The organism is Hydrogenispora ethanolica (assembly GCF_004340685.1).
Classification (GTDB): Bacteria; Bacillota; UBA4882; order UBA8346; family UBA8346; genus Hydrogenispora; species Hydrogenispora ethanolica.
Window position 1 is genome coordinate 220,754 of the sequence record NZ_SLUN01000002.1, and the last position, 26,495, is coordinate 247,248.

General features: G+C 57.6%; 22 protein-coding genes. 19 read left to right on the top strand and 3 right to left on the bottom strand.

Going from position 1 to position 26,495, the window contains the following annotated elements; translation table 11 throughout:
- Positions 1 to 699: 699 nt before the first annotated feature.
- Positions 700 to 1,521, top strand: coding sequence for a class I SAM-dependent methyltransferase (locus EDC14_RS02610; RefSeq protein WP_132012621.1), 822 nt, complete (start codon positions 700 to 702; stop codon positions 1,519 to 1,521).
- A 318-nt stretch (positions 1,522 to 1,839) separates the two neighbouring features.
- Here the strand turns inward: EDC14_RS02610 and EDC14_RS02615 are convergent, their stop codons facing one another.
- Positions 1,840 to 3,039 (bottom strand): aminotransferase-like domain-containing protein, encoded by a 1,200-nt coding sequence (locus EDC14_RS02615; protein WP_132012622.1) that lies wholly within the window; start codon positions 3,037 to 3,039, stop codon positions 1,840 to 1,842.
- Between the two features lie 48 nt (positions 3,040 to 3,087).
- On the bottom strand, positions 3,088 to 4,602 hold the full coding sequence (gene pdxR, locus EDC14_RS02620; RefSeq protein ID WP_132012623.1) for a MocR-like pyridoxine biosynthesis transcription factor PdxR: 1,515 nt from the start codon (positions 4,600 to 4,602) through the stop codon (positions 3,088 to 3,090).
- A gap of 526 nt (positions 4,603 to 5,128) precedes the next feature.
- Between pdxR and EDC14_RS02625 the strand changes: the two genes are divergently transcribed.
- The 18 genes from EDC14_RS02625 to EDC14_RS02710 all read left to right on the top strand — a co-directional run bounded on the left by EDC14_RS02625 (position 5,129) and on the right by EDC14_RS02710 (position 25,075).
- Entirely contained in the window at positions 5,129 to 5,773 is a 645-nt protein-coding gene (locus EDC14_RS02625) for a TetR/AcrR family transcriptional regulator (RefSeq protein WP_165907742.1), read from the top strand.
- Positions 5,770 to 6,756 carry an acyl-CoA dehydratase activase-related protein gene (locus EDC14_RS02630; RefSeq protein WP_132012625.1) on the top strand — a complete coding sequence of 329 codons (987 nt, stop codon included), beginning with the start codon at positions 5,770 to 5,772 and terminating at the stop codon, positions 6,754 to 6,756. The genes EDC14_RS02625 and EDC14_RS02630 overlap by 4 nt, the downstream gene beginning before the upstream one ends.
- Positions 6,753 to 7,847 carry a 2-hydroxyacyl-CoA dehydratase gene (locus EDC14_RS02635; protein ID WP_132012626.1) on the top strand — a complete coding sequence of 365 codons (1,095 nt, stop codon included), beginning with the start codon at positions 6,753 to 6,755 and terminating at the stop codon, positions 7,845 to 7,847. The genes EDC14_RS02630 and EDC14_RS02635 overlap by 4 nt, the downstream gene beginning before the upstream one ends.
- A gap of 115 nt (positions 7,848 to 7,962) precedes the next feature.
- Positions 7,963 to 8,967, top strand: a complete 1,005-nt coding sequence (locus EDC14_RS02640; protein WP_132012627.1) for an acyl-CoA dehydratase activase — start codon at positions 7,963 to 7,965, stop codon at positions 8,965 to 8,967.
- A 161-nt stretch (positions 8,968 to 9,128) separates the two neighbouring features.
- Positions 9,129 to 9,845 carry a 5'-methylthioadenosine/adenosylhomocysteine nucleosidase gene (locus tag EDC14_RS02645; protein ID WP_165907743.1) on the top strand — a complete coding sequence of 239 codons (717 nt, stop codon included), beginning with the start codon at positions 9,129 to 9,131 and terminating at the stop codon, positions 9,843 to 9,845.
- A gap of 14 nt (positions 9,846 to 9,859) precedes the next feature.
- Positions 9,860 to 10,342 carry an S-ribosylhomocysteine lyase gene (locus tag EDC14_RS02650; RefSeq protein ID WP_243662774.1) on the top strand — a complete coding sequence of 161 codons (483 nt, stop codon included), beginning with the start codon at positions 9,860 to 9,862 and terminating at the stop codon, positions 10,340 to 10,342.
- A 362-nt stretch (positions 10,343 to 10,704) separates the two neighbouring features.
- Entirely contained in the window at positions 10,705 to 12,780 is a 2,076-nt protein-coding gene (locus EDC14_RS02655) for a BglG family transcription antiterminator (RefSeq protein ID WP_132012630.1), read from the top strand.
- Positions 12,749 to 13,009 (top strand): HPr family phosphocarrier protein, encoded by a 261-nt coding sequence (locus EDC14_RS02660; RefSeq protein WP_132012631.1) that lies wholly within the window; start codon positions 12,749 to 12,751, stop codon positions 13,007 to 13,009. The genes EDC14_RS02655 and EDC14_RS02660 overlap by 32 nt, the downstream gene beginning before the upstream one ends.
- A 111-nt stretch (positions 13,010 to 13,120) precedes the next feature.
- A complete protein-coding gene (locus tag EDC14_RS02665; RefSeq protein ID WP_132012632.1) occupies positions 13,121 to 13,576 on the top strand; it encodes a PTS sugar transporter subunit IIA in 456 nt (151 codons plus the stop codon).
- A gap of 185 nt (positions 13,577 to 13,761) precedes the next feature.
- Entirely contained in the window at positions 13,762 to 14,073 is a 312-nt protein-coding gene (locus EDC14_RS02670; RefSeq protein WP_132012633.1) for a PTS fructose transporter subunit IIB, read from the top strand.
- Between the two features lie 86 nt (positions 14,074 to 14,159).
- Positions 14,160 to 15,236 carry a PTS fructose transporter subunit IIC gene (locus EDC14_RS02675; RefSeq protein ID WP_132012634.1) on the top strand — a complete coding sequence of 359 codons (1,077 nt, stop codon included), beginning with the start codon at positions 14,160 to 14,162 and terminating at the stop codon, positions 15,234 to 15,236.
- Positions 15,237 to 15,374: 138 nt separating this feature from the next.
- Positions 15,375 to 16,286, top strand: coding sequence for a class II fructose-bisphosphate aldolase (locus tag EDC14_RS02680; RefSeq protein ID WP_132012635.1), 912 nt, complete (start codon positions 15,375 to 15,377; stop codon positions 16,284 to 16,286).
- A gap of 54 nt (positions 16,287 to 16,340) precedes the next feature.
- Positions 16,341 to 18,089 carry a phosphoenolpyruvate--protein phosphotransferase gene (ptsP, locus tag EDC14_RS02685; RefSeq protein WP_132012636.1) on the top strand — a complete coding sequence of 583 codons (1,749 nt, stop codon included), beginning with the start codon at positions 16,341 to 16,343 and terminating at the stop codon, positions 18,087 to 18,089.
- A gap of 558 nt (positions 18,090 to 18,647) precedes the next feature.
- Positions 18,648 to 19,709: a LacI family DNA-binding transcriptional regulator gene (locus EDC14_RS02690; RefSeq protein ID WP_243662776.1), complete on the top strand. Its 1,062-nt coding sequence runs from the start codon at positions 18,648 to 18,650 to the stop codon at positions 19,707 to 19,709.
- Positions 19,710 to 19,782: 73 nt separating this feature from the next.
- Entirely contained in the window at positions 19,783 to 21,744 is a 1,962-nt protein-coding gene (locus EDC14_RS02695) for a glycoside hydrolase family 127 protein (RefSeq protein WP_243662777.1), read from the top strand.
- A 100-nt stretch (positions 21,745 to 21,844) separates the two neighbouring features.
- The gene (locus EDC14_RS02700) at positions 21,845 to 23,185 is read left to right on the top strand and encodes an ABC transporter substrate-binding protein (protein WP_132012638.1); all 1,341 of its coding nucleotides are present in this window, start codon (positions 21,845 to 21,847) and stop codon (positions 23,183 to 23,185) included.
- A 153-nt stretch (positions 23,186 to 23,338) separates the two neighbouring features.
- Complete coding sequence (locus EDC14_RS02705) at positions 23,339 to 24,229, top strand: carbohydrate ABC transporter permease (RefSeq protein ID WP_132012639.1); 891 nt, start codon at positions 23,339 to 23,341, stop codon at positions 24,227 to 24,229.
- A gap of 12 nt (positions 24,230 to 24,241) precedes the next feature.
- Positions 24,242 to 25,075: a carbohydrate ABC transporter permease gene (locus tag EDC14_RS02710; protein ID WP_132012640.1), complete on the top strand. Its 834-nt coding sequence runs from the start codon at positions 24,242 to 24,244 to the stop codon at positions 25,073 to 25,075.
- Between the two features lie 783 nt (positions 25,076 to 25,858).
- Here the strand turns inward: EDC14_RS02710 and EDC14_RS02715 are convergent.
- Positions 25,859 to 26,452: a GNAT family N-acetyltransferase gene (locus EDC14_RS02715; protein WP_132012641.1), complete on the bottom strand. Its 594-nt coding sequence runs from the start codon at positions 26,450 to 26,452 to the stop codon at positions 25,859 to 25,861.
- Between the last annotated feature and the right edge of the window lie 43 nt (positions 26,453 to 26,495).

Here is a 26,495-nt window from a genome sequence, read left to right on the forward strand (position 1 = left end):
CCGAGGTTCCAACACCTCCTCATTCATCCGGGGTTCTAGCATGCCGCCGCCATCCCTGGCATTCTGTCTGGCAACTAAGTGTAGGCTTCCGCTGACGACCGCAGTTTTTCATCCGCGAAAATATGCGTCGTCCGCCTTCATCCTTGAAGGCGGGTGCTGTTTCGAAAGAAAACGGCTGCAATCGATATTTGAGTTTAATGAGAATCCCCAAAAGACGAATGTCAAGCGTCTCCAGGAGGAAGACGGCGCCGCTTCTTTTCCAATGCAACGACATTATTCCCCTAGTATAGATGATTTGCGAAAATAACGAACGCTTTACCGTTTTTTCGCAAATTGTAATCATGTTCTTTGAAGATAATGTCGTTGCATAGGAGGATGAAAAATAGCGGTCGGGAACGGAAGCCATAACCTGGTTGCCAGGCAGAAGGCCAGGGATGGCGAAGACGTTCAAGAATCGGGAGAGTGAGGGTCTGGAACCGTGGGCCAAAGGAACAAACACCTAGAAAGTTCTTCTCTCTGAATTTCATATTCCCAAAAGGGCTCCGTTCCTCCCAAAATACTGCAAAAATGGTCAAACCGGCGGATCCGGGATATGGTATGCTGAATGGGATTTCCGGCCCGGGACGCTTCGGGGCGAGGCTTTTCGGCCTTGTGAAGCGGTAGGCCCGCGGTCGGCAAAACCTTGGGGAGGGACCGACCATGAGTACCTTGGAGAACAGCCAGGCGCTGAAACAAGGACAATACGCCAACGCCAGCCGGTTTAACGCCCGGATCCAGCTCCACGCCCGTTGCGCCTCGAATCAATACCCCTGGCCGCTGTGGGTCTTCGATCAGCTGGAGAAGCGGCCGGGCATGAAAATTTTGGAGCTGGGCTGCGGCACGGGCCTGCTATGGCAGGTCAATGGCACGCGCATTCCGGCCGACTGGCAGATCACAGTCAGCGATTTTTCCGAAGGGATGTTGGCCGAGGCGCAAAAGAACTTGCAAGCGGTGCGCGCCGCCCTGGACTTCGCAGTGGTGGACGCCCAGAGCATTCCTCATCCGGACCGGTCCTTTGACGCGGTCATCGCCAACCACCTGCTGTACCACCTGCCCGACCTGAACCGGGCTCTCGCCGAGATGGCGCGGGTCCTGAAAAGCGGCGGCAGTTTCTATGCCAGCACCATCGGGATGCGCAACATGCTAGAAATGAAAGAACTGGTCCGGGAGTTCACCGGGAATGACAATTACCAGGCGGTCCTGGGCATGGTGGAAAGCAATTTTTCCCTGGACAACGGCGCGGCCCATCTGGGACCGCACTTCCCGGCGGTGCGGATCGCCCGCTATGAAAATTCCCTGGTCATCAACGATCCGGAGCTGCTGACGGAGTACATCCTCTCCTGCAATGACCTGCGCCCCGGCGTGGTGGTGCTGGAGGCGGCGCGCGCCGAAGCGTTCAAGCAATATGCGGCCGGATTGATTCAGGCCCGGGGCCCGCTCAGGATCACCACCGAATCGGGGATGTTCATCTGCGGCAAATGACAGCGGGCCTTCCGCCCCGGCTTCATCCCAAAGGTCGATCTGGAACGACTGAAGAACGATCTGGAATCACCAAAGATCGATCTGGAATGACCGAAGATCGATCTTGAACCACAAAAGATCGATCTTGAATGGCTGAAGATCGATCTGGAGCTACAAAAGATCGATCATGAATGACTGAAGATCGATCTTGAGCCACAGAAGATTGATCTGGAATGACTGAAGTACGATCCGGAATCACCAAAGATCGATCTTGGATAACCCAAGAGCGATCCGGAACGGCCGGAGCGGGACCGGCGGCGACGGCAGGAGGAACTTGCCTTAGTGGGCCGCTGGATTCAGCATTTGCCGCAGGACTTTGCCCAGCCGCCGGATGCCCTCGGCGATCCGCTCTTCCGTCATATTGGAGAAGTTCAGACGCATGGTATTTTCCATGCCGCCGTTGGGGAAAAAGGCGCCGCCCGGCACGAACGCCACCTGATGCTCCAGACAGACGGTCAGGATATCCCGGGCATTGAGGCAGGACGGCAGCTCAACCCAGATGAACAGCCCGCCGTGGGGTTGGGTGTAGCGGATCTCCGCCGGAAACTCCTTCGCCATACACCGCAGCATGATGTCGCGCCGCTTTTTATAGGTAGCCTTGATGATTTCGACATTGGCGTCAAAATCGTAACTATCCAGGAATTTGGAGATCGTCCGTTGGCTTAGGGACGAGGTGTGCAGGTCGGCGCTTTGCTTGACCAGGATATATTTTTCCAGGATCGATTCCTCCGCCGCCACCCAGCCCACCCGCAAGCCGGGACAGAAGGTTTTGGAGAAGGTGCCAAAACAGATGACCTGCCCCTTGCGGTCCATGGATTTCAGGGAAGGCAGCAGCTCGCCTTCGTAGCGCAATTCGCCGTAGGGATTATCCTCGATCACCGCGATATCGTAGCGGCTGACCGCGTCCATGAATTGGCGGCGCCGCTCGGCCGACCAGGAGATGCCGGTGGGATTCTGGAAGTCCGGCACCACATAGACGAGCTTCAGCCGGTCGGTGGTGGCCAGCAGCCGTTCCAGCTCGGCAGTGATCATTCCCTCGGAGTCGGTCGGAACCTCCACAAAGCGCGGCCGGAAGACCCGGAAGGCATTGATGGCCGCCAGATACATCGGCTTCTCGCAAAGCACCGCGTCCCCTTCATTCAGGAAAACCTTGCCGGAGAGGTCCAATCCCTGCTGCGAACCGTTGGTGATCAGGATATTGCGCGCGGCGAAGGCGGTTTTGAACTTCCGGTTCATCCGTTCGGCAATCTGGGCGCGCAATGGCGCGAAACCTTCGGTGGTGCTGTACTGCAGCGCCTGGCCGCCGGCCTCCTCCAGCACGGCCTGGGTGGTGGCGGCCATCGCGCTGACGGGAAACAATTCCGGAGCCGGATTTCCGCCGGCGAGCGAGATGATCGCCTCATCCTCGGTGACTTTCAGCATTTCCCGGATCTCCGAGGGTCGCAGGTGCTCCATCCGCTGGGCAAACTGAATCATCATTACCCCTCCTCAAATATTTTTATGTTACCACAAGAAACCCCTGGTGGGTCATAAGATGGGCCGAATCTCCCCCTCCGGTTCTCCCATTCCAGCGGAGTCCCGGCCCAGCAACTCCTGGATCGCCCCCATCAGCCGCCGGACGCCGGGCTCGATCTGCTCCGGCGCCGGCGAGGCGAAGCTGAGCCGGATGGAATTCTGGCCGCCGCCGGCGGGATAAAAGATATGGCCGGGCACGAAGACGACCCCCTCTTCCTGGGCCTTGGCGACCAGCGCCGCCTGGTCCAGCGAGTCCGGCAGCCGGCACCAGAAATACAGGCCGCCCTCGGGCGGGAACCACTCGACGGCTTTCAGACCGTGCCGCTTGAGCGCCGCCACCATCCGGTCGCGGCTGCGGCGGTTGGCGTCGCGGACCGCCCGGACCTGCCCGGCGTAGACGCCCCGGCGCAGAAAATCGTCCATGATCCATTGGGCCAGGCTGTTGGTGTGCAGGTCGGCGATTTGCTTGGCCAAGACGTATTGGCGGACTAACGGCCGGGCGGCGGCGACCCAACCGACGCGCAGGCCGGGAAAGAGCACTTTGGAGAAGGAACTCAAGTAAATCACGTGGTCATGCTGGTCCAGCGCCTTCAGGGAAGGGAGCGCCCGGCCGTCGTAGCGCAGCTCGGCATAGGCGTCATCCTCGATCACTGGCACGTGGTATTGATAGGCGAGGTCCAGGAGCTGGCGCCGGCGCTCCAGGGACAGCACCGAACCCGAGGGATTCTGAAAGGTCGGGACCGAATAAATGAATTTGGGCTTATACCGTTCCAGCAAAGGTTGGAGCCGGTCGACCCGCATGCCGTCCCGGTCGCTGGGTACGCCGATGATCCGGGCTCCGGCGGCCTGAAAGATCTGCAGGGCCCCGAAGAAGGTGGGTTCTTCGACGATCACCCGGTCCCCGGGATCCAGCAGGATGCGGGCGGCCAGATCGATTCCCTGCTGCGAACCGGCCAGCACCATGACCTCTTCCGGGGTGGCCGGAATGCCCCGGCCTTCCATCAGCCGGCACAGGCTCTCCCGCAAGGGCAGGTGTCCCTCGGTGGCGCTATACTGCAGCGCGGTGCTGCCGTAATCGCGCAGGATCCGTTTTTGCGTCTCCAACAGCTCCGCCACGGGGTCGCAGCCGGTGGCGGAGAAACCGGCGGCAAAGGAGATCAGATCGGAACGGTTGGCCAGCTTGAGCACGTTGCTGACCAGCGGCTGCTGCATCCGGGCGGCACTTTCGCTGAGGAGCTGGCGCCACTCCAACGGGACGGCGGGGTTGACCGCCGCTCCCGGCGCGGCGCAGTCGGACGCGACCACGGTCCCTTGGCCGACGCGCGACTCGATCAGCGCATCGGCCCGCAGGTCCCGGTAAGCATTGAGGACCGTGGTCCGATTGACGCCCAAGGTATCGGCCAGCTTGCGCTCGGGAGGCAACCGGTAACCCGGCGGCAGCGCCCCCGACAGGATGAAAGCGCGGATCTGATTGCGAATCTGTTTATAGACCGGAACCGAGCCGGCTCTGTCAATTTCGATATTCATTGGACCACCATCCTCCAAATGGTTATGCCTGGGGCAGCGCTTGAAAGTCCGGAGCAAGAATGGTATCAACCAATTTCATTCTAACAGATTTAAAAACGAAAGAAACCACCAATTGGACCGTGAATGGAATCAACCAATTTTCCAATGCCCGGAAATCCCGCATGGTTCGCTGGGTCTTCCCGGCGATAACAGCCGCCCCGCGGCGGCATCCCCCGGCGGGGCGGATCCGGACGGATCCTAGGCAGAGGGCCAGGGGAGCATTGTAACCATCGTATGAAAACGTAAGAAAATTATGGAAAAATGAGTTGACAGATATTCGCTGGGGGACTACAATAAAGAAAGTTAGTAAATACTCACTAACTATATAAGTTGCAATCAATTTTTGAGTAAGCTCTTCCAACCGTGAGAGAGGCTAGGAAAGGGCAAATTATGGTATTTATTTCAACTTATGAATCAAGGAAATATGTTGCAATGAATTTGAAGGTACCAAAACTGATTGCAACATATGGAATCGAGAGGTGCCGCGATGGGCAAGAAAGAACTTACCAAGCAGCGGATCATCGATACCGCCATCAAACTCATTTCCAGCCATGGCTTTAATGCCACGACCACCGCGCTGATCGCCAAGGAACTTGGACTGTCGGAGGCGATCATCTTCAAATATTACGGCGACAAGCAGAATCTGCTACGACACATCGGCAAGCTGGCCGCGGACCAAATCTTTGAGAATATTGCCCTGATCCCCTTTTTGAAAAATGTGGAGGCCGCCAAGGAGTACCCGTTACGGGAGTTCCTCCGGTCGATCGCCCTGGAACGGTTGGAATTTGTCGAGCAGAACTTCGAGCTGATCAAGATTCTCATGGTGGAGATGCAATACAGCGAAGATTTGCTCCAATTGGCCCAAAAAAGGGTGTATGCCAAAGCCTATGAGGCGGCCGGGGCGATCCAGCAGATCTTCGCGGCCAAGACGGGAATCTCGGAACAGCGGGCCCGGGTGATCTTCCGGATGTGGCTCGGCGCGTTTCTTTCCATCGTAATTCAAAAATTTCTATTGCAAGTGGAGTTTCAACCGGGCGAGATCGACGCGGAACTGGAAGATGTGCTGGATGCCATCGAAAGTCTGGTCGAGCTGTCGGGACCCGCGGACTCCCAAGGAGGGAACCGGCCATGAAAGTCGGCCTGCCGTCGGCTTTGGTCAACCCGTATTACATCACGTTCTGGCGGACCTTCTTTCAGGAACTGGGGCTGGAAGTGGTGGAGACCGGCCAGACCACCAAGGAGCTGCTGAATAAGGGAGTCCGTTGCGCGGTCCCCGATATCTGCGTACCGATCAAGATTTACACCGGGCATGTGGTGGAACTGCTCGAGCAAGGGGTCGATTGGGTTTATATTCCGCGTTTCGTGTCCATTCGCAAGGGGGACTCGTTTTGCCCCAAGTTTCTGGGCCTGCCGGACATGCTGCGGGCCACGGTCCCGGGCCTGGAAGAGCGGCTGCTCACGCACCACATCCATTCGGAAACCGACAATATTGCGAGCCGTGAGAATTATTGGCAGATCGGCAAACGCTTCAGCGACCGGCCGGAGCGGATTCGGGCCGCCATCCGCCGGGGCGCCGAGAAGTGGCGGGAGTTCCGCAACCTTTGCTGCCTGGACGGATACCATTGCGATACGGCCAACGAAGCCGTGCTGAAGGCGGCCAATTTGAAAAGGCCCAAGCATTCCATACGCATCGGCGTGCTCGGCTATGTTTACAACGTCTATGACCATTTTATCAGCATGAATATCATCAATCGCCTGGATAAGCTGGGAGCGGCGGCGGTCACTTTCGAGATGCTCAAGAGCAGCCAGGTGGAGAAACAGTTGCAACAATTCAGCAAGACGCTGTTTTGGACCTTCTCCAACAAATTGCTGGCCGGCGCCTATAGTTTTTTGGAGGATCCCAAGATCGACGGCCTCATCCATGTCACGGCCTTCGGCTGCGGGCCCGACTCGTTCCTCGGCAAATGGCTGGAGCTGGATGCGGACCATTTTGAGAAACCGCTGCTCACGATCCGGGTGGACGAACACACCGGCGAAAATCACCTGCAAACCCGGGTGGAGGCGTTCGTCGACCTGATTGCCAGGCAGAAACGGGCAAGGGAGTGTGCCGGATGAAAGTGACTTTCCCGTATATGGGGGCGGTGCTCATCTATGAAAAACTGCTCCAGCTGTTCGGCCACGAGGTGATCGTTCCGCCCCGTCCCACCCAGCGCACCCTCGATCTCGGCGTGAAGTACAGCCCCGAATTCGCCTGCTTTCCCTACAAAGTCCTGCTGGGATCGTATATCGAAGCCATCGAAATGGGAGCGGACACGGTGGTTACCTCCGGCGGGAGCGGACCTTGCCGCGCCGGATTTTACGGGGAAGTTCACCGGAAGACTCTGCGGGAGCTGGGCTATGACGTAAATTTCATCGTCTTCGACGATATCGGCCGCGATCCCCAGCTGTTCCTGCGCAACCTCCGCAAGGTCAAGGGGCGGGCTTCCTGGCCCCAGACTTGCAGGAATGTCTGGACTGCCTACCAATTGGCCCGCGCCGTGGACCGGCTGCAACGGCTGGTGGAGGTCAAACGGGCCTACGAGTTGCAACCAAACTCCATCAATCTGGCTTTTGAGGCCATCGTCAGCCAGTTCCGCAGCCGGGGCAATACGCCGGCGGCCATCGCCGCGCTTTACCGGGCCGGCTTGGATAGGCTGAACGCGGTCCCCTGCCGGGAGATCCCGCAACGGCAGCGGATCCGGGTGGGGATCGTCGGTGAGATTTACGTGGTCATGGAGTCCTCGATCAATATGAATATCGCCCAAACCCTGAATAAACTGGGATGCGAGGTTTCGCGGTCGATGTACATTTCGGACTGGGTCGACCATGCCGTCTGGCCGAAGATCTTCGCCCGCAAATCCGGCGCGCGGCTGGTGGAAAAGAGCGCCCCGTACCTGGAGATCGGAATTGGCGGCCACGAACGGCACAATATCGGCAATATCATCCAATACCGCGAAGCCGGTTTCGACGGAGTCATTCATCTGATGCCTTTCGGCTGTCTGCCGGAGCTGGTCACCCAGAGTCTGATTCCCCGGATCGCCGAGGATTGGCAGATTCCCGTTCTGACCCTGGCCCTGGATGAACAGAGCGGCCTGGCTAACAATCTCACCCGGGTGGAAGCTTTTGTGGAGCTTTTGCGGAGCGCGAAACGGAGTATGGCACTTTGAGAAAGCGTAAACGGCTTTGTTCGCGAAAAGCGCGGTGATGCGTTCGCGCTTTTCGTTCCAAACCCGTCAACGCTTTCGCACAATGCCGTAAAACCGCTTAAGGAGGAATTCGGTGATGGTAGGGGCTTTTTTAGGAGTGGATGTCGGTTCGGTCAGCACCAATATCGTGGCCGTCAGCCCGGAGGGAGCGGTGCTGTCCCGGCAGTACATCCGTACCAACGGCCAGCCCTTGGAATGCGTCAAAGGCGGTTTGAAGGAGTTGCAAAAAGCCCTCCCGGAGCTGGATGTCCTGGGCGTGGGCGCCACCGGCAGCGGCCGGCAACTGGCCGGCATCTTGATGGGGGCGGATATCGTCAAGAACGAGATCACCGCCCACGCGGTCGCCACCACGCATTTCTATCCGGACGTCCGGACCATCTTTGAGATCGGCGGCCAGGATTCGAAGATCATCTTCATCAAAAACGGGATGGTCGTCGATTTTGCCATGAATACAGTCTGCGCCGCCGGCACCGGCTCTTTCCTGGACCATCAGGCGGAACGGCTGAAGATCCCCATCGAACACTTCGGCGAGCTGGCGCTCTCGTCCCGCGCCGAAGTGCGGATCGCCGGCCGGTGCACGGTCTTTGCGGAATCGGATATGATCGCCAAACAACAATACGGCTTTTCCAAAGCCGACATCATCAAGGGCCTCTGCGAGGCGCTGGTGCGCAACTACATTAACAATCTGGGCCGCGCCAAGGCATTGGAACCGCCCTTTGTCTTCCAGGGCGGAGTCGCCGCCAACCGCGGCATCGTGGCGGCGTTTGAAAAAGAAGTGGGTTGCCCGGTCATCGTGCCGGACCATTTCGATGTCATGGGCGCGATCGGCGCCGCTTTATTGGCCAAGGATTCTATCGAAAGCAGCGGCGGCCGGACCGGTTTCCGCGGCTTTGAGACCGCGGACATGGATCTGGCGCCCCGGACCTTCCAATGCAGCGATTGCTCTAACAGTTGCGAGGTGATCGAGGTCCTCGCCGCCGGCAATCCCATCGCCCGCTGGGGCGACAAATGCGGCAAATGGACCAATGCGATTCTGGGTTCGGTCGGCTCCGGCGGACCGGCCATCAAACATACGGCGTAGGCACAAATAAAAATTCGCTCAGCGCCGATCGCCATAAATTAACCGATCTTTGACCAAAATAGAATTGCCTTTCCGGGTGGGGCATAGTAAAATGTTGAGAGATTTGGCAGTGAGAACGCATCGCATGAAAATGTTGCACCATGATAGGAGATCACAACGGAATGATTGGAGTAATTACCGCAGTTGCGTCGGAACGGGACGCCGTTCTCGGACGAATGCAGGATGTTAAGGCGCACACGCTTCACAATATCGAATTCTACGAAGGAAGCATTGGAAATACTCGTTGTATCACGGCCATGTCCGGGGTGGGCAAAGTCAACGCCGCCCGTTGCACCCAACTGATGGTGGATCGTTTCCGGCCCGACCGGGTGGTCAATATCGGCTCCGCCGGGGCGCTTCATCCCGACCTGAATGTCGGGGATGTGATCATCTCCACCGCCTGCGTCCAGCATGACGTGGACTTGACCGCCTTCGGCCTCGAGAAGGGCGCGTTTGACGAATCGGAAAGCCGCTTTATCCAGGCCGACGCCGCGTTCATGAAGCAGTGCCAAAAAGCGATGGCCCAAGTGATCGACGGAGCCTATCAGATCTTGACCGGCCCGATTGCCACCGGGGATCAATTCAACGATTCGCTGGAACACAAGGTCCAGTTGTACGAGGAGTTCGGCGCCTATTGCAACGAGATGGAGGGCGCCGCCGTGGCCCAGGTCTGCGCCATGTGCGAGATCCCTTTTGTCATTATCCGTTCCATCTCGGATAAGCCCGATGATCAATCGTCGGTGGCGATGTATGAGAATTTCAAGCAACTGGCCGCGGAACGGTGCGCCGAGTTTCTGGTTCGCTTGGTCGCGGTGCTGGAAAACCAAGATAAAGGATAACGGGAGGGATGGCTTTGAATTCAACGGGCAATGTCGAGTCTTTTGCGTTGGATCACGACCGGGTGACCGCGCCGTATGTCCGCAAGGCGAAGGTGCTGGCGGTCGATCCCCGGTTTCCGGAGTGTCTGATCTCCAAGTTTGACGTGCGTTTCGCCCAACCGAATCAAAAATACTTGCCTAATGACGCCCTGCATACGCTGGAGCATCTTTTCGCTACGTTTGTCCGGCAATATACCGACGCCCTCATCGATGTCTCGCCGATGGGTTGCCGGACCGGGTTTTATTTCATTTTTGCCGGCGACCGGGAGGCGTCTTGGGTGGCGGCGCTGGTCCGCCGGGCGCTTGAGGAAGTGGTGGCCTTTCGCGGCGGGATTCCGGGCGCGGCCCGGAAAGAATGCGGCAATTACCTGGAACACGATCTGGAATCCGCCCAGTTGTGGGCGGCCCGTTTTTTAAGCGTGCCCGAGGCGGAATTGGTTCAGATTTACCGGGGGTAAATCCGCGGCCGCTTCTCAATTCCTTTAGCGTCACTATCCGCCGGTGAGCGCGGAATAAAAGCATGAGGTCTCAACCATTTTAATGGATTGAGGCCTCTTTTTTTATTCCGGGAGCTAGCAGATAAACTGCTGCCATTGTTGCCGGATTTTGGAGCGGATTTAAGCGCGGCGGGTTGGGCCGGGAGCGGTAAAGCCTTGAACTGTAAGGAAAATCGAGGACCAATCGTACATAAAGCCCAAAAAAGATCGCGATCTGCCACATTAATCTGTTAATGTTTTGTGCTTATTCAGTAACAAAATAATGATATTCTAAATTTAGACTCAAATCTGCAAATTCGACTAAATTTGATTAGGTGAGAGTTATGACGATTAATCTGAGTTCCCGGGAGAAAAAAATAATAAAAACCTTGTTAAGCGCTGAAACCTACGTTTCGGTTGAGAATATCGCCAATCAAATGGATGTTTCTCCGAAAACGGTACGAAATGACCTGGAAAATATAAATAGCGCTTTAAAAATGTTAAAAATTGGAGAAATCATCAAAAAGCCGCGCAACGGGATCAGTCTGACTTTGGCGGCGGGTCAGGCCGAACGGCTGGAACAGTTGATCGCCCAGAGCGAGGTAGAGAGCAGGAACGACGGCCTGGTGGACCGCAAGCTTTATATCATCCGGAAGCTCCTGTTCAGCTATGAACGGTCTTTCACCATGCAGGAGATAGCCACCGCCCTCTATACCAGCCGCTCATCCGTGAGCAATCTTTTGAATGAGGTGGCTGACTGGTTCCGGCCGTTCGGCATCACCCTCTCGAAACGGCAGAATTATGGCATTGAGATTCATTATACCGAGTTGAACTGGCGGAAGGCGGCGGCGGATTTCTATCGGATGCTGCAGGAAGCGGGCGGGACAACGCCGGAGGCCGGCGCGCCGCAAAGCTTGTTTGAGGAACGGATCAGCCCCGCCGATCTGGCGCTGATCCGGCGAATGCTGGACGGTTTTGACGCCGCCAAAGCGGCGGCAGCCCTCAGCGATTTGGAACGGAACGAGCATTTCCGGTATACCTACGAATCGTATCTCCGGTTGGTGCTGCAGATCTCATTCAGCATCATCCGGCAGCGCAAACGCTGTCCAGTGGTTCTGCCGGCGGAGCAAGCGGCCATCGTCGCCCCCTCCCGTGAGTACCGGCTGGCGCAGGAGCTGGCCAAACCGCTCGAAAAAGGGTATCAAGTCCGTTTCACTGAGCCGGAAGTGCTCCATCTGGCCGCCTATATGCTCGCCTCGGATATTTCCGCTATCGAGGACGCGGCGGTGCGACGGGAGATATTCAGCCAGTCGGGCAAGCTGGAGCGGTTTTTCGAGGAATTGACCCGGTTTATCGACGATACGCTCCATGTCAACCTGGCACTGGATGAGAATTTCGCCGGCGATCTGCGGTTGCATTTACGATCAGCCGTCTACCGGCTCCAGTTTGCCATTCGGGTGCGGAATCCTTTTTTAGCCCAGATCAAAGAGGGCTATCCCACCATTTACGGTGCGGCCTGGGGTTCGAGCGTTTTATTTGAGAAATATTTCGATGTCGAGGTGAATGAGGACGAGATCGGTTACCTGACGCTGTACATCAGCGCCGCCGCTCAAAGGACCCCGGAAAAAGTCCGGGCGGTGGTGGTCTGTAATCACGGGATCGGTATCTCGCAACTGATCGCCGAAAGCGTGAAACGGACCGTTCCCGATCTGGAAGTGGTGGGAGTGCTATCCGCCGCTGAGTATCAGCGTTGGGACAGCGTCGCATACGATCTGGTCATCTCCACCCTGCCACTATTAACTCAGAGTAAGCCGGTGGTGACAGTCAATTCTATCCTGAAAGCCGCGGATATCGAAAGGATCGGCGAACAGATCCGTTTGTCCAAACGGAGCAAGATCCGGCAGGATGCCGCCGCCGACGGCCCGGTCCGGTGGGGCTTTTTTGATCCGGAGCTGATCTTCGTCGACTTGGATGCCGCCGACAAACAGGAGGTCATCCGTTATCTCGCTGCCGCGCTCGTGAAACGGGGCCGGGTCATGCCGGAATTCCTCCAGGCGGCGCTCGACCGGGAGAGCGCCATCTCTACCGCAGTCGGTCAAGGCATCGCCATTCCCCATGGCAATTCGCAATACGTGAAGCGGTCGGCGATTGCCGTGGCCCGCCTGAAACGACCGTTGCTCTGGGCGGAGCAGGAGAAAGTGGATCTCGTATTGCTACTGGCCTTTCAAGTGACGCAAGCGGAGGTCCATAACCGGACGCTGAGCCGTTTTTATGCCGTGTTCGCTTCCCTGCTGGATGAACCGGCGCTCATTGCCGAGCTCCGCTCCTGCCGGACACCGGATGCAATCTATCAGTTCTTAACCAATACATTCAATCGCGAGGGAAATCATGAAACAGATCGAGGTAATCATCAAAAATAAGGAAGGCTTGCATGCCAGACCGGCCATGAAGTTTGTCGAGACGGCCGCCGGTTTTAACTCCAAGATTCAGGTGAAAAAAGGCCCCAAATCATATAATGCCAAAAGCATGATGGCGGTATTGAGTATCGGTGCCGTCCAGGGTGAAAACCTCACCATTGTGGCAGAGGGCGACGATGAGGAGGCCGCTGTCCAAGCGTTGCAAAAGCTGCTCACCGAAGAACCGGACTGACCAGCCGCAGTCCAATCCGGAGCGCGTCGCCGGAGGCGCCGGGGTTCGGCCGGCGAAAGTCGATTGCCGAAAAACGGGCGCAGAATTCTCTGATAAGGGTGGGGACCGAACATGGAAATTATCGATGTTATCAATCGCAATGCCATCGACCTGCAGCTGCAGGTGACTCATAAGCAAGCTGCCTTGGAGGCGCTAACCGAACTTTTGTGGCGGGACGGCGCCATCCGTTCGCGGGAAGAATTCCTGGCCGATGTCATGCTGCGCGAGGCGGAGGGGAAGACGGGTATCGGCGGTGCTATCGCCATTCCCCACGGCAAGTCCGACAGCGTGGTGCGAACCTGTATCGCCATTGGCAGGGTCGATCGGGGGATCGAATGGGAGACCCTTGACGGCAATCCGGTCAAACTCATCATCTTATTCGCAGTTGACAATCAGCACCGCGACCATCTCCATGTCAAGCTCATGGCCAAAGTGGCCGGGGCCCTGGCGGACGAGGCGGTCTGCGAGGCATTGTTGCAAGCGGCTACGCCCCAGGATGTACTGGACATTTTCGAAAGCAACGCGTAGATCGGAGCAGGCCTTGAGTGCCGTTGCTGAAAACAATTTTACCTCACTTAGCTAAGGAACAATAGAATTTGCGGTTGCCAGCCGCGCACCTGGCAATCCTGATAATAAGGCGGAAAGAAGGTGGCGCCGGGGCGAATCAGGGTCCATCCGGAAACGTACTGAAAGACTGGATAGGAGGTAGTCAAATGAATATTGTTGGAGTTACCGCTTGTACCGCCGGTATCGCTCACACGTATATCGCCAAAGAGAAGATCATGAAGGCGGCCAAGGAGTTGGGGCACGACGCCCGGATCGAAACCCAAGGCACCATCGGGGTGGAGGATGAGCTGACCGCGGCCGAAATCCAAAACGCCGATGTGGTGATCATCGCCTCGGATATCAATATTTCCGGCAAAGAACGGTTTAAGGGGAAAAAAGTCGTCGAGGTGCCGACCGCGACGGTGGTGAAATCGCCCAAGACCTTGATTCAAAAGATTGAGGAGAAACTGAAGGGTTGACCCTATCCCCTCCGCGGGCGAGTCGGCCGGCGGGGGGAGTCCATTGCATTATCTTTTTATTCTTATCAAAAAGGGAGGTCATTGCAATGAAAAAAGGCGGATTTCAAATTAAAAAGCACTTGTTGACCGGCGTGTCCTATATGCTTCCGGTCGTCGTTGTCGGCGGTCTGTGTATGGCCCTGGCCAAGATTTTAGGCGGTCCCCTGGTGGGCGACCAAGTGGATACCATTCCCTGGATGATTAATTCCATCGGCGCGGCCGCCATGACCTTTGTCGTACCGGTGCTGGCCGCCGGCGTTGCCTATTCCATCGCCGACCGGCCGGGGATCGCGCCCGGTCTGTTCATGGGACTCATCGCCACCAACATCAAGGCCGGTTTTCTCGGCGGAGTCCTGGGCGCGCTATTGGTCGGCTATTTGTTGTTGTGGCTCAAGGACCATCTGAAGATGCCCAAGAGCATGCAAGGTTTGAAGTCCATCATGGTCCTGCCGCTGCTTTCCTCGCTGATCATCGGCTTGCTGATGATGGGCCTGTTGGGCAAGCCCATCGCCATCTTCCAAGAAGCCATCCTCTCCTGGATGAAGGCGATGCAAGGCGGTTCCCGTTTTGTACTGGGCGCGATCATCGGAGCCATGATGGGCTTCGACCTGGGCGGTCCGGTCAATAAGACCGCGTCGCTGTTCACCAATGCCTTATTGGCCGAGAAGGTTTACGGTCCCGAGGCCATCAAGATCATCGGCGGCATGGTTCCGCCCCTGGGCGTGGCATTGTCGGTTCTCTTAACCCGCAAGAAATATACCCGGGCCGAGGTCGAATCGGCCAAGGCCGCTTTCCCGCTGGGATTGTGCTTCATCACCGAAGGCGTGTTGCCCTTTGCCGCGAGCGACCCGTTGCGGGTCATTCCGGCCTGCACGATCGGGGCGGCGGTCGCGGGCGGACTGGCCCTCATGTGGGGCGCGGGCTCTCCCTTGCCGCACGGCGGGGTGTTCGCGATTCCTTTCATGGAGCACCCGGTCCAGTTCATCATCGCCCTGATCATCGGCAGCGTGGTGACAGCGGCCTTGCTGTCGCTCTTCAAACCGGAAAAACCGGCGGACGCCGACGAAACCCTCTCCGAAGAGGAAGAGAGCCTCGACGATCTGGAGATCAAGCTGGACCTGTAATTCGCGGGAACTGAAGCGCGGCTTCCGAATGACAAGGCATTGCAAGGAGAGCAAGTAACGTCCTGTTATTTGCTCTCTTTATCCAAAAAACGCTCTCAGAAGCCGCTGCTTTTCAAATTATTGAGGAGGAAACCACCCATGTATGTAACGATGAAAAAGTTGTTGGACGACGCGCACCAACATGGTTATGCCGTCATCGCCGCCAACTGCATCAATCTGGAGATGGCCCGGGGCATCATCGACGCGGCCATCGAGGAGAATGCGCCGATCATCCTGAATATCGGCCAGGGGCAGATGACCAACCACGCCGACGGCGAACTGATGTCCGGCCTCATTCAAAGGCTGGCCCAACGGACGCCGGTGCCGATCGCCCTCAATCTCGACCACGGCAAGGACTACGAACGGCTCACCCACGCCTTCCGGCACGGCTTCTCGTCGGTCATGATCGATGCCTCCCAATATCCGTTGGAAGAGAATATTCGCTTGACCCAGGAAATCGTCAAGCTGGCCCATTCCCAGGGCGTCACCGTCGAAGCGGAGTTAGGCAAGGTCGGCATGGCCAGTCAGGGCGATCAGGGCAATCAAAGTTTCTTTACCGACCCGGAGGAAGCCAAGTATTTTGTGGCTCAGACCCAGGTGGACGCGCTGGCGGTGGCCATCGGCACCGCCCACGGCAGCTATCCCAAGGGGATGGAGCCGAAGATCGACTTCGAACGGCTCAAGGCGATCAAAGCACTGTTGAACATGCCCTTGGTGCTGCATGGCGGCTCCAACTCCGGGGACGAGAATATCCGCCAAGCCGTCGCGCACGGGATCAATAAAATCAATGTCGCCACCGACAATTTCAACGCCTGCCGCGACTTCCTTGCGCGGCAGCTGGCCGAGCACCCGGATACCGATTTCCTGCGGCTGATGATCGACATGGAGAACGCGGTCAAAGAGTCGACCCGGCGTTATATCCGTCTCTCCGGTTCCGCCGGCCGGGCCGCTCATTTCGTTTTTAAGAACGAGCGCGCGGCGCGGCAGGTGGATACGACCAGCCACGAGTGAGCGGACCCCGTTCGCCTCGGGCTGACCAAAATCGTTGGCAAAGGATAGATTGACATGGTAGTGATTCAAGGGAACGCCGGGGCGCCGGGGATCGCGGCCGGCCGGGTCCTGGTGAAACGGGCCCGGGCGGCGGCGATCGTCAGAAACGGCGTAGCCGACCGGGAACGGGAGATCGCCCGGCTGGAGGCGGCGCGCCGGGAATGCATCGCGCAGACCACTCAGATGTACGAGTACACGCTGCGGGAGATCGGGGAGCAGGAGGCGGCGATTTTCAAGGCGCACCGTCTGATGCTCCAGGATGACGAGTTCTTCGCCGAGGTCGCGGCCGCCATCCGCGCCGACGGGGTCAACGCCGAATGGGCGCTGCAAGAGGCGGAAGGACGGCTGACCGGACTCTTCGCGGGGATGGAAACAGCCTACCTGCAAGAGCGGGCCGCCGATGTGAGGGACGTCGTCCAATCCGTCATCGACAGGCTGCTCGGCGAGGGGGATGCGTGGCCGGAAACGCCGGATCAAGGCCCGCTTATCCTGGCCGCCCATGATCTGACGCCCTCGGATACGTTGAAACTGGACAAAGGGAGCCTGGCCGGGCTGCTGACCGAGGTCGGCGGAACCACTTCCCACACCGTCATCCTCGCCAAGACGCTGGGGATTCCGGCGATCACCGGCATCAGCCGGCTGCTGGAACGGGTCCCCCATGGCGCAACCTTGATGATGGACGGGACGGCCGGCGCGGTCTACCTCGATCCGGAACCCCGGGTCCGGGAGGAGCTGCTGGCCCGCAAGGCCGCGCAGGAACGGCGGCAGCGGGCGGCGGCGGTCGTCGCCCGCCAAGCGGCGTTCACCCGGGACGGCCGGCGGATCCGGGTCTGCGGCAACCTCGGCGACTTGGAGGAGTGCGATGCCATCCTGCAAAACGGCGGTGAAGGCATTGGTCTGTACCGCACCGAGTTTCTCTATATGGGCCATTCGGACTATCCGTCCGAGGCGGAGCAGTTTGCTGCCTATCAGACGATCGCCCGGAAACTGCAAGGCAACGAAGTGGTGATCCGGACCCTGGACATCGGCGGCGACAAAAAGCTCAGCTATCTGGAGCTGCCGAGGGAGGATAACCCTTTCCTCGGCTACCGGGCGATCCGGATCGGCTTGAACGAGCCGGAGCTGCTCCTGACCCAACTCCAGGCGATCCTGCGCGCCAGCGCCTTTGGAAATGTCAAAATCATGTTTCCGATGATCGTCACCCTGGAAGAACTGCTCCAGGCCAAGCGGCTGGTGGCCGAGGCCGGCCGGCAGTTGCGCCGGGAAGGAGCGGCCTTTAACGAACGGATCCCCGTCGGGATCATGATCGAAACCCCGGCGGCGGCGGTGATGGCGAGGGCGCTGGCCCGGGAGGCGGACTTTTTCAGCATTGGGTCCAATGACCTGATTCAATACGTGACCGCCGCCGACCGGCTCAATGCCAAGGTACAATATCTCTATGACCCGCGCAATCTCGCGGTGCTGCGGCTGATCCGGCAGGTCGCCGACGCCGCTCATGCGGCCGGGATTCCGGTGAGCGTCTGCGGTGAAATGGCCTCCGATGAAAAACTGCTTCCGCTGCTGGTCGGAATGGGTATCGACAAGTTCAGCGCGACCCCCAACGCCATTCCCCGCTTGAAGCTGGCCATCGGCCGGTTGAACGCGGGCGAGCTCCGGCCCGCTGCGGAGCAAATTCTGGAGTGTTCGCTCATTGACGAAGTCGAGCGGGGCCTGGCGGCACTGCACGCTCAGTACTTGGAGGACGATGTGGCGGAGCAGTGCTGATTCGTCCGAATGATTGGCACAAAAAGACCGGGCCTTTGGCTCCGGTCTTTTTGGCGTTATCCCGGCCGACCTCGATGCCAATCGGGTGCACCCGGTCCATCTGGAAGTGGCTCAACATATCGGACAGGTGTTGGAGAACAGCGCGGCCGTATGCTATGGATCCTAACGTAACGATGTTCCAACACTGCGTTTAGAAGCCATGTGATAAAGTCCTCAAATTCGGAAATCACTCTTTCAAAGGATTAAAAATCGACTTTATCACTTGCTTCTCTGAGCTTTTGTGTTCACCCTGGCCTTCGGACAGGGTTTATCACAACGCTTTTAGCTCACCAAATAAAAAGAAACCTTCGCGCCGCTGGATGGGCCGGAGGTTCTTTTTTATCCTGTTTTATTCGTGTGGCTACTTTGGAAGAGCGCGATCTCGCACTTGGGATCAGAGCAGCGCCATGCCGGCGAACCGATCGATTGAAAAAATTTTAACATTTTGGTATTTTATAGAAGGATTTCATGAAGGCGCGTGAAATAATTAATCGATTAAAATTGATTGAGGGGGCCCACTTGAACATCAAGGAAATATCGAAACTGGCCCAAGTCTCGACCGCGACAGTCTCCAATGTGCTCAACAACTCGCCCAAAGTCGCCCAGGCCACCCGGGAAAGAGTGCTGCGGGTGATCCGTGAGACCCAGTACCGGCCCAGTACCATCGCCAAAAGCCTCAAAGTGAAGCGGACCAATCTGATCGGGGTGATCTCGGAGGACATCACCGTTTTTAACACCCCGGAGATCATCAATGGCATCGATGAGTACACCGAGAACCACGGCTTTCACATCATCCTGAACAATCTGCGGCTGTATCAACGGCTCGGCAATCATTACGCCGACACCGCCAAATACCGCAATTTCATCGCGGAAGCGGTCCAGATCCTGCTGAGCCGGCAGGTGGACGGGATTATCTATATCGGAGCCCATTCGCGGGACATCTCGGGGATCATCGAGCACCTGCCCGTGCCCATCGTCTATACGTACTGCTATTCGGCTGGCGCGGAGGATTATGCGGTGAATTACGATGACGAGGCCGCCGCTTACGATGCGATTCAGTATCTGATCGACGCCGGGCACCGCAAGATCGGAGTCATCAGCGGCTTATACGATTCGTTGCAGAGCCAGGCGCGGTTCAAGGGCTACCAGCGGGCGCTGCTCGATTATAAGCTGTTATTCAATCCGGCCTATTTGAAGGCCGGGGACTGGGAACGGGAGTCCGGCCATGCGCTGGGCAAGGAACTTTTGACGCTGCCCGACCCGCCGACGGCGATCTTCGCCATGAACGATCTGATGGCCGGCGGGGTGATCGACGCCGCCAATGAGCTCGGGATCGCCGTTCCCGAGGGGGTTTCGCTGATCGGCTTCGATAACCGGGAGTGCAGCAAGTTTTTCGCGCCGCCCTTGACCACCATGGCCCTGCCCCTGAATGAAATGGGCAAACAAGCGGTGCAAATCTTGATGAACCGGATCGTCGGGCCGCAATCCGCAACGGACGCGCACGATGATCGCTTGAAATGCACCCTGGTTGAACGGCAGTCCGTGGCAAAACGGGTAGTTTCCGCCGCCATGCCGGGATAGAAATTTTTTTGCCGTATAATTTAATCGATTAAAACAACTCGGGAATAAAAATCAAACATTTGGAGTGTTGACCGTGACCGTAAACCGCCAACTGGATTCCAAGCAACGCTTTTGGGCAATACCGCACCGGGCGGTGCAGATCGAAGACCGCTTCTGGCAACCCCGCATCGCGGGAAACCGCCGGCATTCGCTGCCCTATCAGTATCAGCAATTGCAGAGCAGCGGCGTGCTGGATAATTTCAAACGGGTCCTCGGCCAGGCGGACGGGGCCTATGCCGGGCCCTTCTGGATGGACTCCGACGCCTATAAATGGCTGGAAGCGGCCAGCTACTCCCTGGCCACCCATCCCGATCCGGAGCTGGAGCAATGGGTGGACGATACCATCGCGCTGATCGCCGCCGCGCAGGAGCGGGACGGGTACTTGGATACTTATTTTCAGTGGGTCGAGCCGGATAAGAAATTCACCAACCTGGCCATGTGCCACGAACTATACTGCGCCGGGCATTTGTTCCAGGCGGCGGTGGCCCACTTCGAAGCCACCGGCCGGCGGACGCTGCTGAATGTCGCCTGCCGCCTGGCCGATCATATCGACGCAATCTTCGGCCCGGGCAAATTGGAGGCGGCCGACGGCCACGAGGAGATCGAGACCGCCCTGGTCGACCTGTACCGGGTCACCGGAACCGAACGCTATTTGAACCTGGCCATCTTCTTCATCGGCCAGCGCGGCAAGGCCGATTCCCGCTTCCGGTGGGAGTTGGGCCACCTGGACGAGATCGCCGGCAAGCCCGGCAAGCCGGGACTGGTCAACCCCCAATACTACGGGAGCGATGAGCAGTATGACGGCCGCTATGCCCAGGACCATCAGCCCGTGGCCGAACAGAGCGAGGTGGTTGGCCATGCGGTGCGGGCCATGTACTTGTACAGCGCCATGGCCGACATCGTCGCCGAGACCGGCGACCCCCGGCTGTTGGCTGCGCTGGAACGGCTCTGGCAGAACGTCACCACGCGCCGGATGTACATTACCGGCGGGATCGGGCCTTCGAACCGCAACGAGGGATTCACCCGGGACTATGATCTCCCCAATGATACGTCCTATGCCGAAACCTGCGCCGCGGTGGGCATGATCATGTGGCAGCACCGGATGTTGCAGCTGACCGGGGAGGGCCGTTTCGCCGATATCATGGAGCGGGTACTCTATAACGGGTTCTTGTCCGGCGTAGCGCTGGACAGCCGGAAGTTTTTCTATGACAATCCGATGCAAAGCGCGGGGGACCGGCACCGCCAGGGCTGGTTTGAGTGCGCCTGTTGCCCGCCGAATATCGCCCGGCTCCTGGCTTCCCTGGGCAAGTATCTCTATTCGCGGTGCGCGGACGGGGTAGCGGTCCATCTGTACGTGCAAGGCTCGGCGCGGGTCAGCCTGGACCAAGGCGATCCGCTCATCCTTCATCAAACCACCGATTATCCCTGGGGGGACCGGATCCAGCTCCGGCTGGAGCTGGACCGGCCGGCCGAATTCGCGCTGCGCCTGCGGATCCCGGGCTGGTGCCGGCGCCATGGGTTGCGGGTGAATGAGGAAGCGGCGGACCCGGCTGTCGAGAACGGCTACGCCGTGCTGCGGCGGAGGTGGGAGCCAGGGGACCGGGTGGAACTGTCCCTAGAAATGCCGGTGGAGCGGGTGGCGGCCCATCCGGCGGTCTGGCAAACCATGGGCCGGGTCGCGCTCCAGCGGGGCCCCCTGGTCTATTGCCTGGAGGAGGCCGACCACCCGGTTCCGGTGGCGCGGATCGTCCTCTCGAAAGACGCCCGGTTCACCGTCCGGTTCGACCCGGAGCTCCTGGGGGGGATCGCGCTCATCGAGGGGGAAGGGTGGGTCCCGGAACTTCAGGGCTGGGAGAATACCTTGTACCGGCCGGCCGGAGCGGAGGAGTCCTACCGGAAGATCCCCATTAAAGCCGTTCCTTATTATGCTTGGGATAACCGCGAACCCGGTTCGATGGCGGTTTGGATATCTCAGGATTTGATAAAGCAGGGATAACGAACCCGACGGTCGGGAAACGGAAGGGAGGGATCAATCCTCAAAAAGGGTTTTTCCAGGGGATTCATAAAAAATAAACCAATTAAGGGAGGAAGATTTCATGGTCCATTGCAGACGCTGGTTTCTGGTGTGCTTAGTGATCGCGATGATCGCCGTCTCGGCCACGGCTTTTGCCGCCAAGACCGAGATTACTTACATGGCCTGGTACAATACGACCGAGTCCGAAGCGGCGGATATCCAAAAGACCCTCGACAAGTTCAACGCGTCCCATGACGGGATCCATGTCACCCTGATCGCCGTTAGCCGCGCCGACTACGAGACCAAGCTGAACACGATGGCCGCCGCCAAACAGCTCCCCGATACCTGCATGATGGCGGAGCCGATGACCATCCGTTACGCCGCCGCCGGCCTCCTGGCCGATGTGGGCGATATGTATAAGCCCGACGAGCGGCCCCTCAAATCCCTGGCCTTTACCTACAAGGGCAAAACGGTCGGCTACAGCTGCGCCAATGAAGTCCTGTTGCTCTATTATAACAAAAAGCTCTTCGACGCCGCCAAGCTGCCGTATCCGCCGGCCAGCGCCGACAAGGCCTGGACCTGGAAGCAGTTCGTCGAGGTCGCCAAAAAACTGACCAAGGACAAGAACGGTAAAACCCCGAACGATCCCGGCTTTGATGCGAAGAATATCGTCACCTACGGCGCGGACTTCAACCGGCTCTCCTGGATGTGGCCGGTGCTGGCGGTCTCCAACGGCGGCGGCGTGATGAGCCCCGACGGCCAGAAGCTGCTCCTGGGAACCCCGCAGACCGTTCAGGCGCTCCAGGCCATCGCCGACCTCTATCTCAAAGACAAAGTGGCGCCGTCGATCGGCGACAAGAACAACATGCCCAGTCTGGACGTGACCCTGCTCACCGGCAAAGTGGCCATGGCCACCAGCGGCCAGTGGGAGATCGGCGTTTCCCTGAAAAACTCGCTCAAGGACGGCCTGCAGTACGGAGTGGGCGTCCTGCCGAGGATGAAGAAGGCGGTCACCTACAACACCGGCGGACCGTTCGTCGTCTTCAACAGCTCCAAGAACCTCCCCGCTGCCAAGACCTTCGTGCGCTGGATCAGCGACGAGGATAACGGCTGGGATCTGATCACCGGCGGCATCTGGATGCCGGTCTCCGCCAAATGGTACGCCAGCGACGAGGCGATCCGGAAATGGGCCGACAACCCCGTCCATCCGCCGTACGCCCAGTACAAAACGGCGGTCGTCGACTACGCCATGAACAATGCGGTGCAGGTGCCCTGGTATTACTTCCCGAGCTTCGACAAACTGAACGATCTGATCGATTCGGGAATGGACCAGGTTTGGAACGGCAAGCTGACCGCCAAGCAATACATCACCAGAATCCTGCCCAGAGTGAAACGGCTGTTCGAGGAGAACCGGCCGAAGTAACCCTCGGCTTTGCAGACGCTCCGGTTATCCTCTTCCGCCGGGGAGCGGAAGAGGATAACGGCGCTGCCGCTCCCCGCCCGGACGGGATCCCGGCGGAACTTTGAGAGCGGTAGGCCCATTATCAATTCTGGCATCGTCACTGGAGTGAATGAAATGAGACGAACCAAGCTGCAACGGCATAACGCCGTCACCGCTTATCTGTTTTTGACCCCGGCCATTCTGGGGCTGCTCTTTTTGACCATCCTGCCCACGCTGGGAGTGATCGGCATCAGCCTGACCGACTGGTCGGGACTGGAGCCGCCCGCCTTCATCGGGCTCGCCAATTACCTGGAGATCTTCACCAGCGATTTTTACTTTCAGAGTTCGGTCGTGGCGACGCTGTATTTTGCCGTCGGGGCGGTGCTGACCGGCATCGTCTATTCATTCTGCATGGCCCTGATGCTCAATCAGCCGCTCCCCGGCCGCGGCGTCTGGCGCTCGATCCTCTTTTTGCCCTATATTGTGCCGGTCATCGGCTCCAGCATCGTCTGGTCCTGGATGTACGAGGCCAATTTCGGGGTTTTCAACTATGTCCTGAACCTGCTGGGATTCGACAAGATCCAATGGCTTCAGGACGAGCGGATGGCCATGCCTTCGATCATTCTGATGATGGTCTGGATGAGCGGCAACCTGATCGTCATCTTTCTGGCCGGCCTGCAAGGAGTGCCCAAGACCTATCTGGAGGCGGTGGAGGTCGACGGCGGCAACTTCTGGCATAAGTTCCGGCACGTCACGGTGCCGATGATGTCGCCGGTGATCTTCTACAATTTCCTGATGAGCCTCATCGCCAACCTGCAGGTCTTTGTGCCCGCTTACGCCATGACCAAGGGCGGGCCGAGCGATTCCACGCTATTCATGGTCTATCTAATTTACCGGGAAGGCTTCATGCGCAACAACTTCGGCCACGCCAGCGCGTTGTCGGTGCTCTTTTTCCTGTTTATCGCGGCATTGACCGCGTTCATCTTCGCTACCTCCAGGTTTTGGACATTTTATCAATCGGAGTGAGGTAAAAACGGCATGCATACGACAAAAAAGTTTTGGTACCGGGCCAATACCGTTCTGGTGGTCATCGTCGCGGCGCTGGTCGTCTTCCCGTTCTTCTGGATGGTGCGGTCCTCCCTGATGTCGAATCTGGAGATCAACCAGTATCCGCCGTTGCTGCTGCCGCACCACTGGCGGTTCGATAATTATCCCTACACCCTGTCGGTCTTTCCCTTCGGGCGGTACTTCCTCAATACGCTGACCATCGCCCTGCCCGCCGTCGCCGGAGTGCTGCTCACCGCGACGCTGGCGGCTTACAGCTTCGCGCGGCTCGATTTTCCGCTGAAGCGATTCTGGTTCGCGCTGGTCATCGGGAGCATGCTGATGCCGGGGGCGGTGCTGATCATCCCCATCTTCATGGGGTGGAGCGCGATCGGCTTCGGCAACAGCTATATTCCGCTCATCGTCCCGCATTTTCTGGGCGGCGGCGCCCTGAACATTTTTTTGATCCGGCAGTTTTTGATGACCATCCCCCGGGAATTGGACGAGGCCGCCTATATGGACGGCGCCAGCCACGCGCGGATCCTCTTCCGGATCCTGCTGCCCCTGATCAAGCCGGTCCTGATCACGGTGGGCCTTTTCACCTTCATCCTGATGTGGAACGACTTGATGGGGCCGCTGATCTACATCTCCAGGAACGAGATGAACACCGTCTCCCAGGCGCTGGCCAACTTCAGATCGGGGTTCGGAACCGATTGGAAGGCGATCATGGCCGCCTCCACCCTGTCGATCATCCCCAGCGTCATCCTGTACTTCGTCGGCCAGAAGTATTTCGTGGAAGGCATCGTGCTGTCGGGATTGAAAGGTTAGCCGGCCGGTGCCCCTTCGAAGTTACGTTTGCACCCCGACCGTCCCGCCCATCCGGCCTTCCGGATGGGCGGGACGGTTTTTTATGGGGCGGGAGGGGTCCGGCGGGGCTGGGAGTTGGGGATGTTTCCGCATTGGTTGGCGGATGCTTCCCTTGGCAAGAGGCCGGCGCTGAAGTTCGGCGGAATTGAACCGGGTGATTGCAGAGAGCTCACATGATGGGCTCTCTTTACCTCTTTTAGTGGCTAAGTGATCGGATTGCGGAGCTGAAAGAACTCATTTTGTGAATCCCGGCTCTCTTTGGGCGGCTGAAAGAGCTCTTTCAATCGCTCAAGAAGCTCTTTTTGTGGAAAAAGAGTTCTTTCAATCGTTGAACAAGCTCATTTTGTGAATAAACAAGCTTGTTTTGTGAATGAACGAGCTCTTTCAGTCGTTGAACGAGCTCTTTTTGTGGATAAGTGAGCTCATTTTGTGACTGAACGAGCTCTTTTTCGGAAGAATGAGCTCTTTCAGTCGCCCAACAAGCTCATTTTGTGAATAAAAGAGCTCATTTTGTGAATAAGTAAGCTATTTCTGTGGATAAACGGATCCGTTGGATGGGGTTAATGATTTTCGGCTGTGGATAAGTCGGGGAAGGGCAGCTAAAATCGGGTAATGTCAGGGGGTAAAGATCTCATGGCGCTAACTCCGGATGTCTACGGGGAGGTTCACATAGTTAAAGATACCACCCGTATACTATGGATTCGGGAACTAAAATGAACGCGGAAAACCATATGAAACACTGATTTACTTTAGCTGTTTCCTCATAACAAGCTTCTGTTCAGTTTCATAATATACGGCAAATCCACTTTTTTCATACAATGTGACAGGCCCCATAAAATCCTCGGCTTCATCAATAAATTTTTTATTCGGATAAGCCTCCACAAAATCAAAACCGTCTTGAACCGCATCTTGGCAAACGCGTGCCACGAACCGCTTCGCAATACCCTTTCTTTTCATTTCTGGTGCAATAGCAAAGCAGAATATGGATTTCACCTTTATGCCATGGATGGATTCTTCAGTTGGCACAGAACCCATAAACCGCCGCCAGCAGTAGCATTTTAGGCAATCCGATTTTGTATTGGCATTGCACCACCCCACAACCTTATCATCACAATAGGCAAGATAGCCTTGTATGTTGTCACCTTTGACACATTGGATAGCGTAGTCCCTTCTTTCCGCTACCGACGATGTAAGGTCTTTCCCTTCATAATCATCATTGCACCACCAAACACAATAGCATTTGTGTTCATCTTTATACGTAGCATGTGGCGTCGTATCAAAAAAGTGCACATAATCATCCACAAGGTCCGGCGTCAATTTACGTATCTCAATATTCATCTTCCTACCTCCATTACGGTCCTCTTCCCGGTCAAAGGCGAAG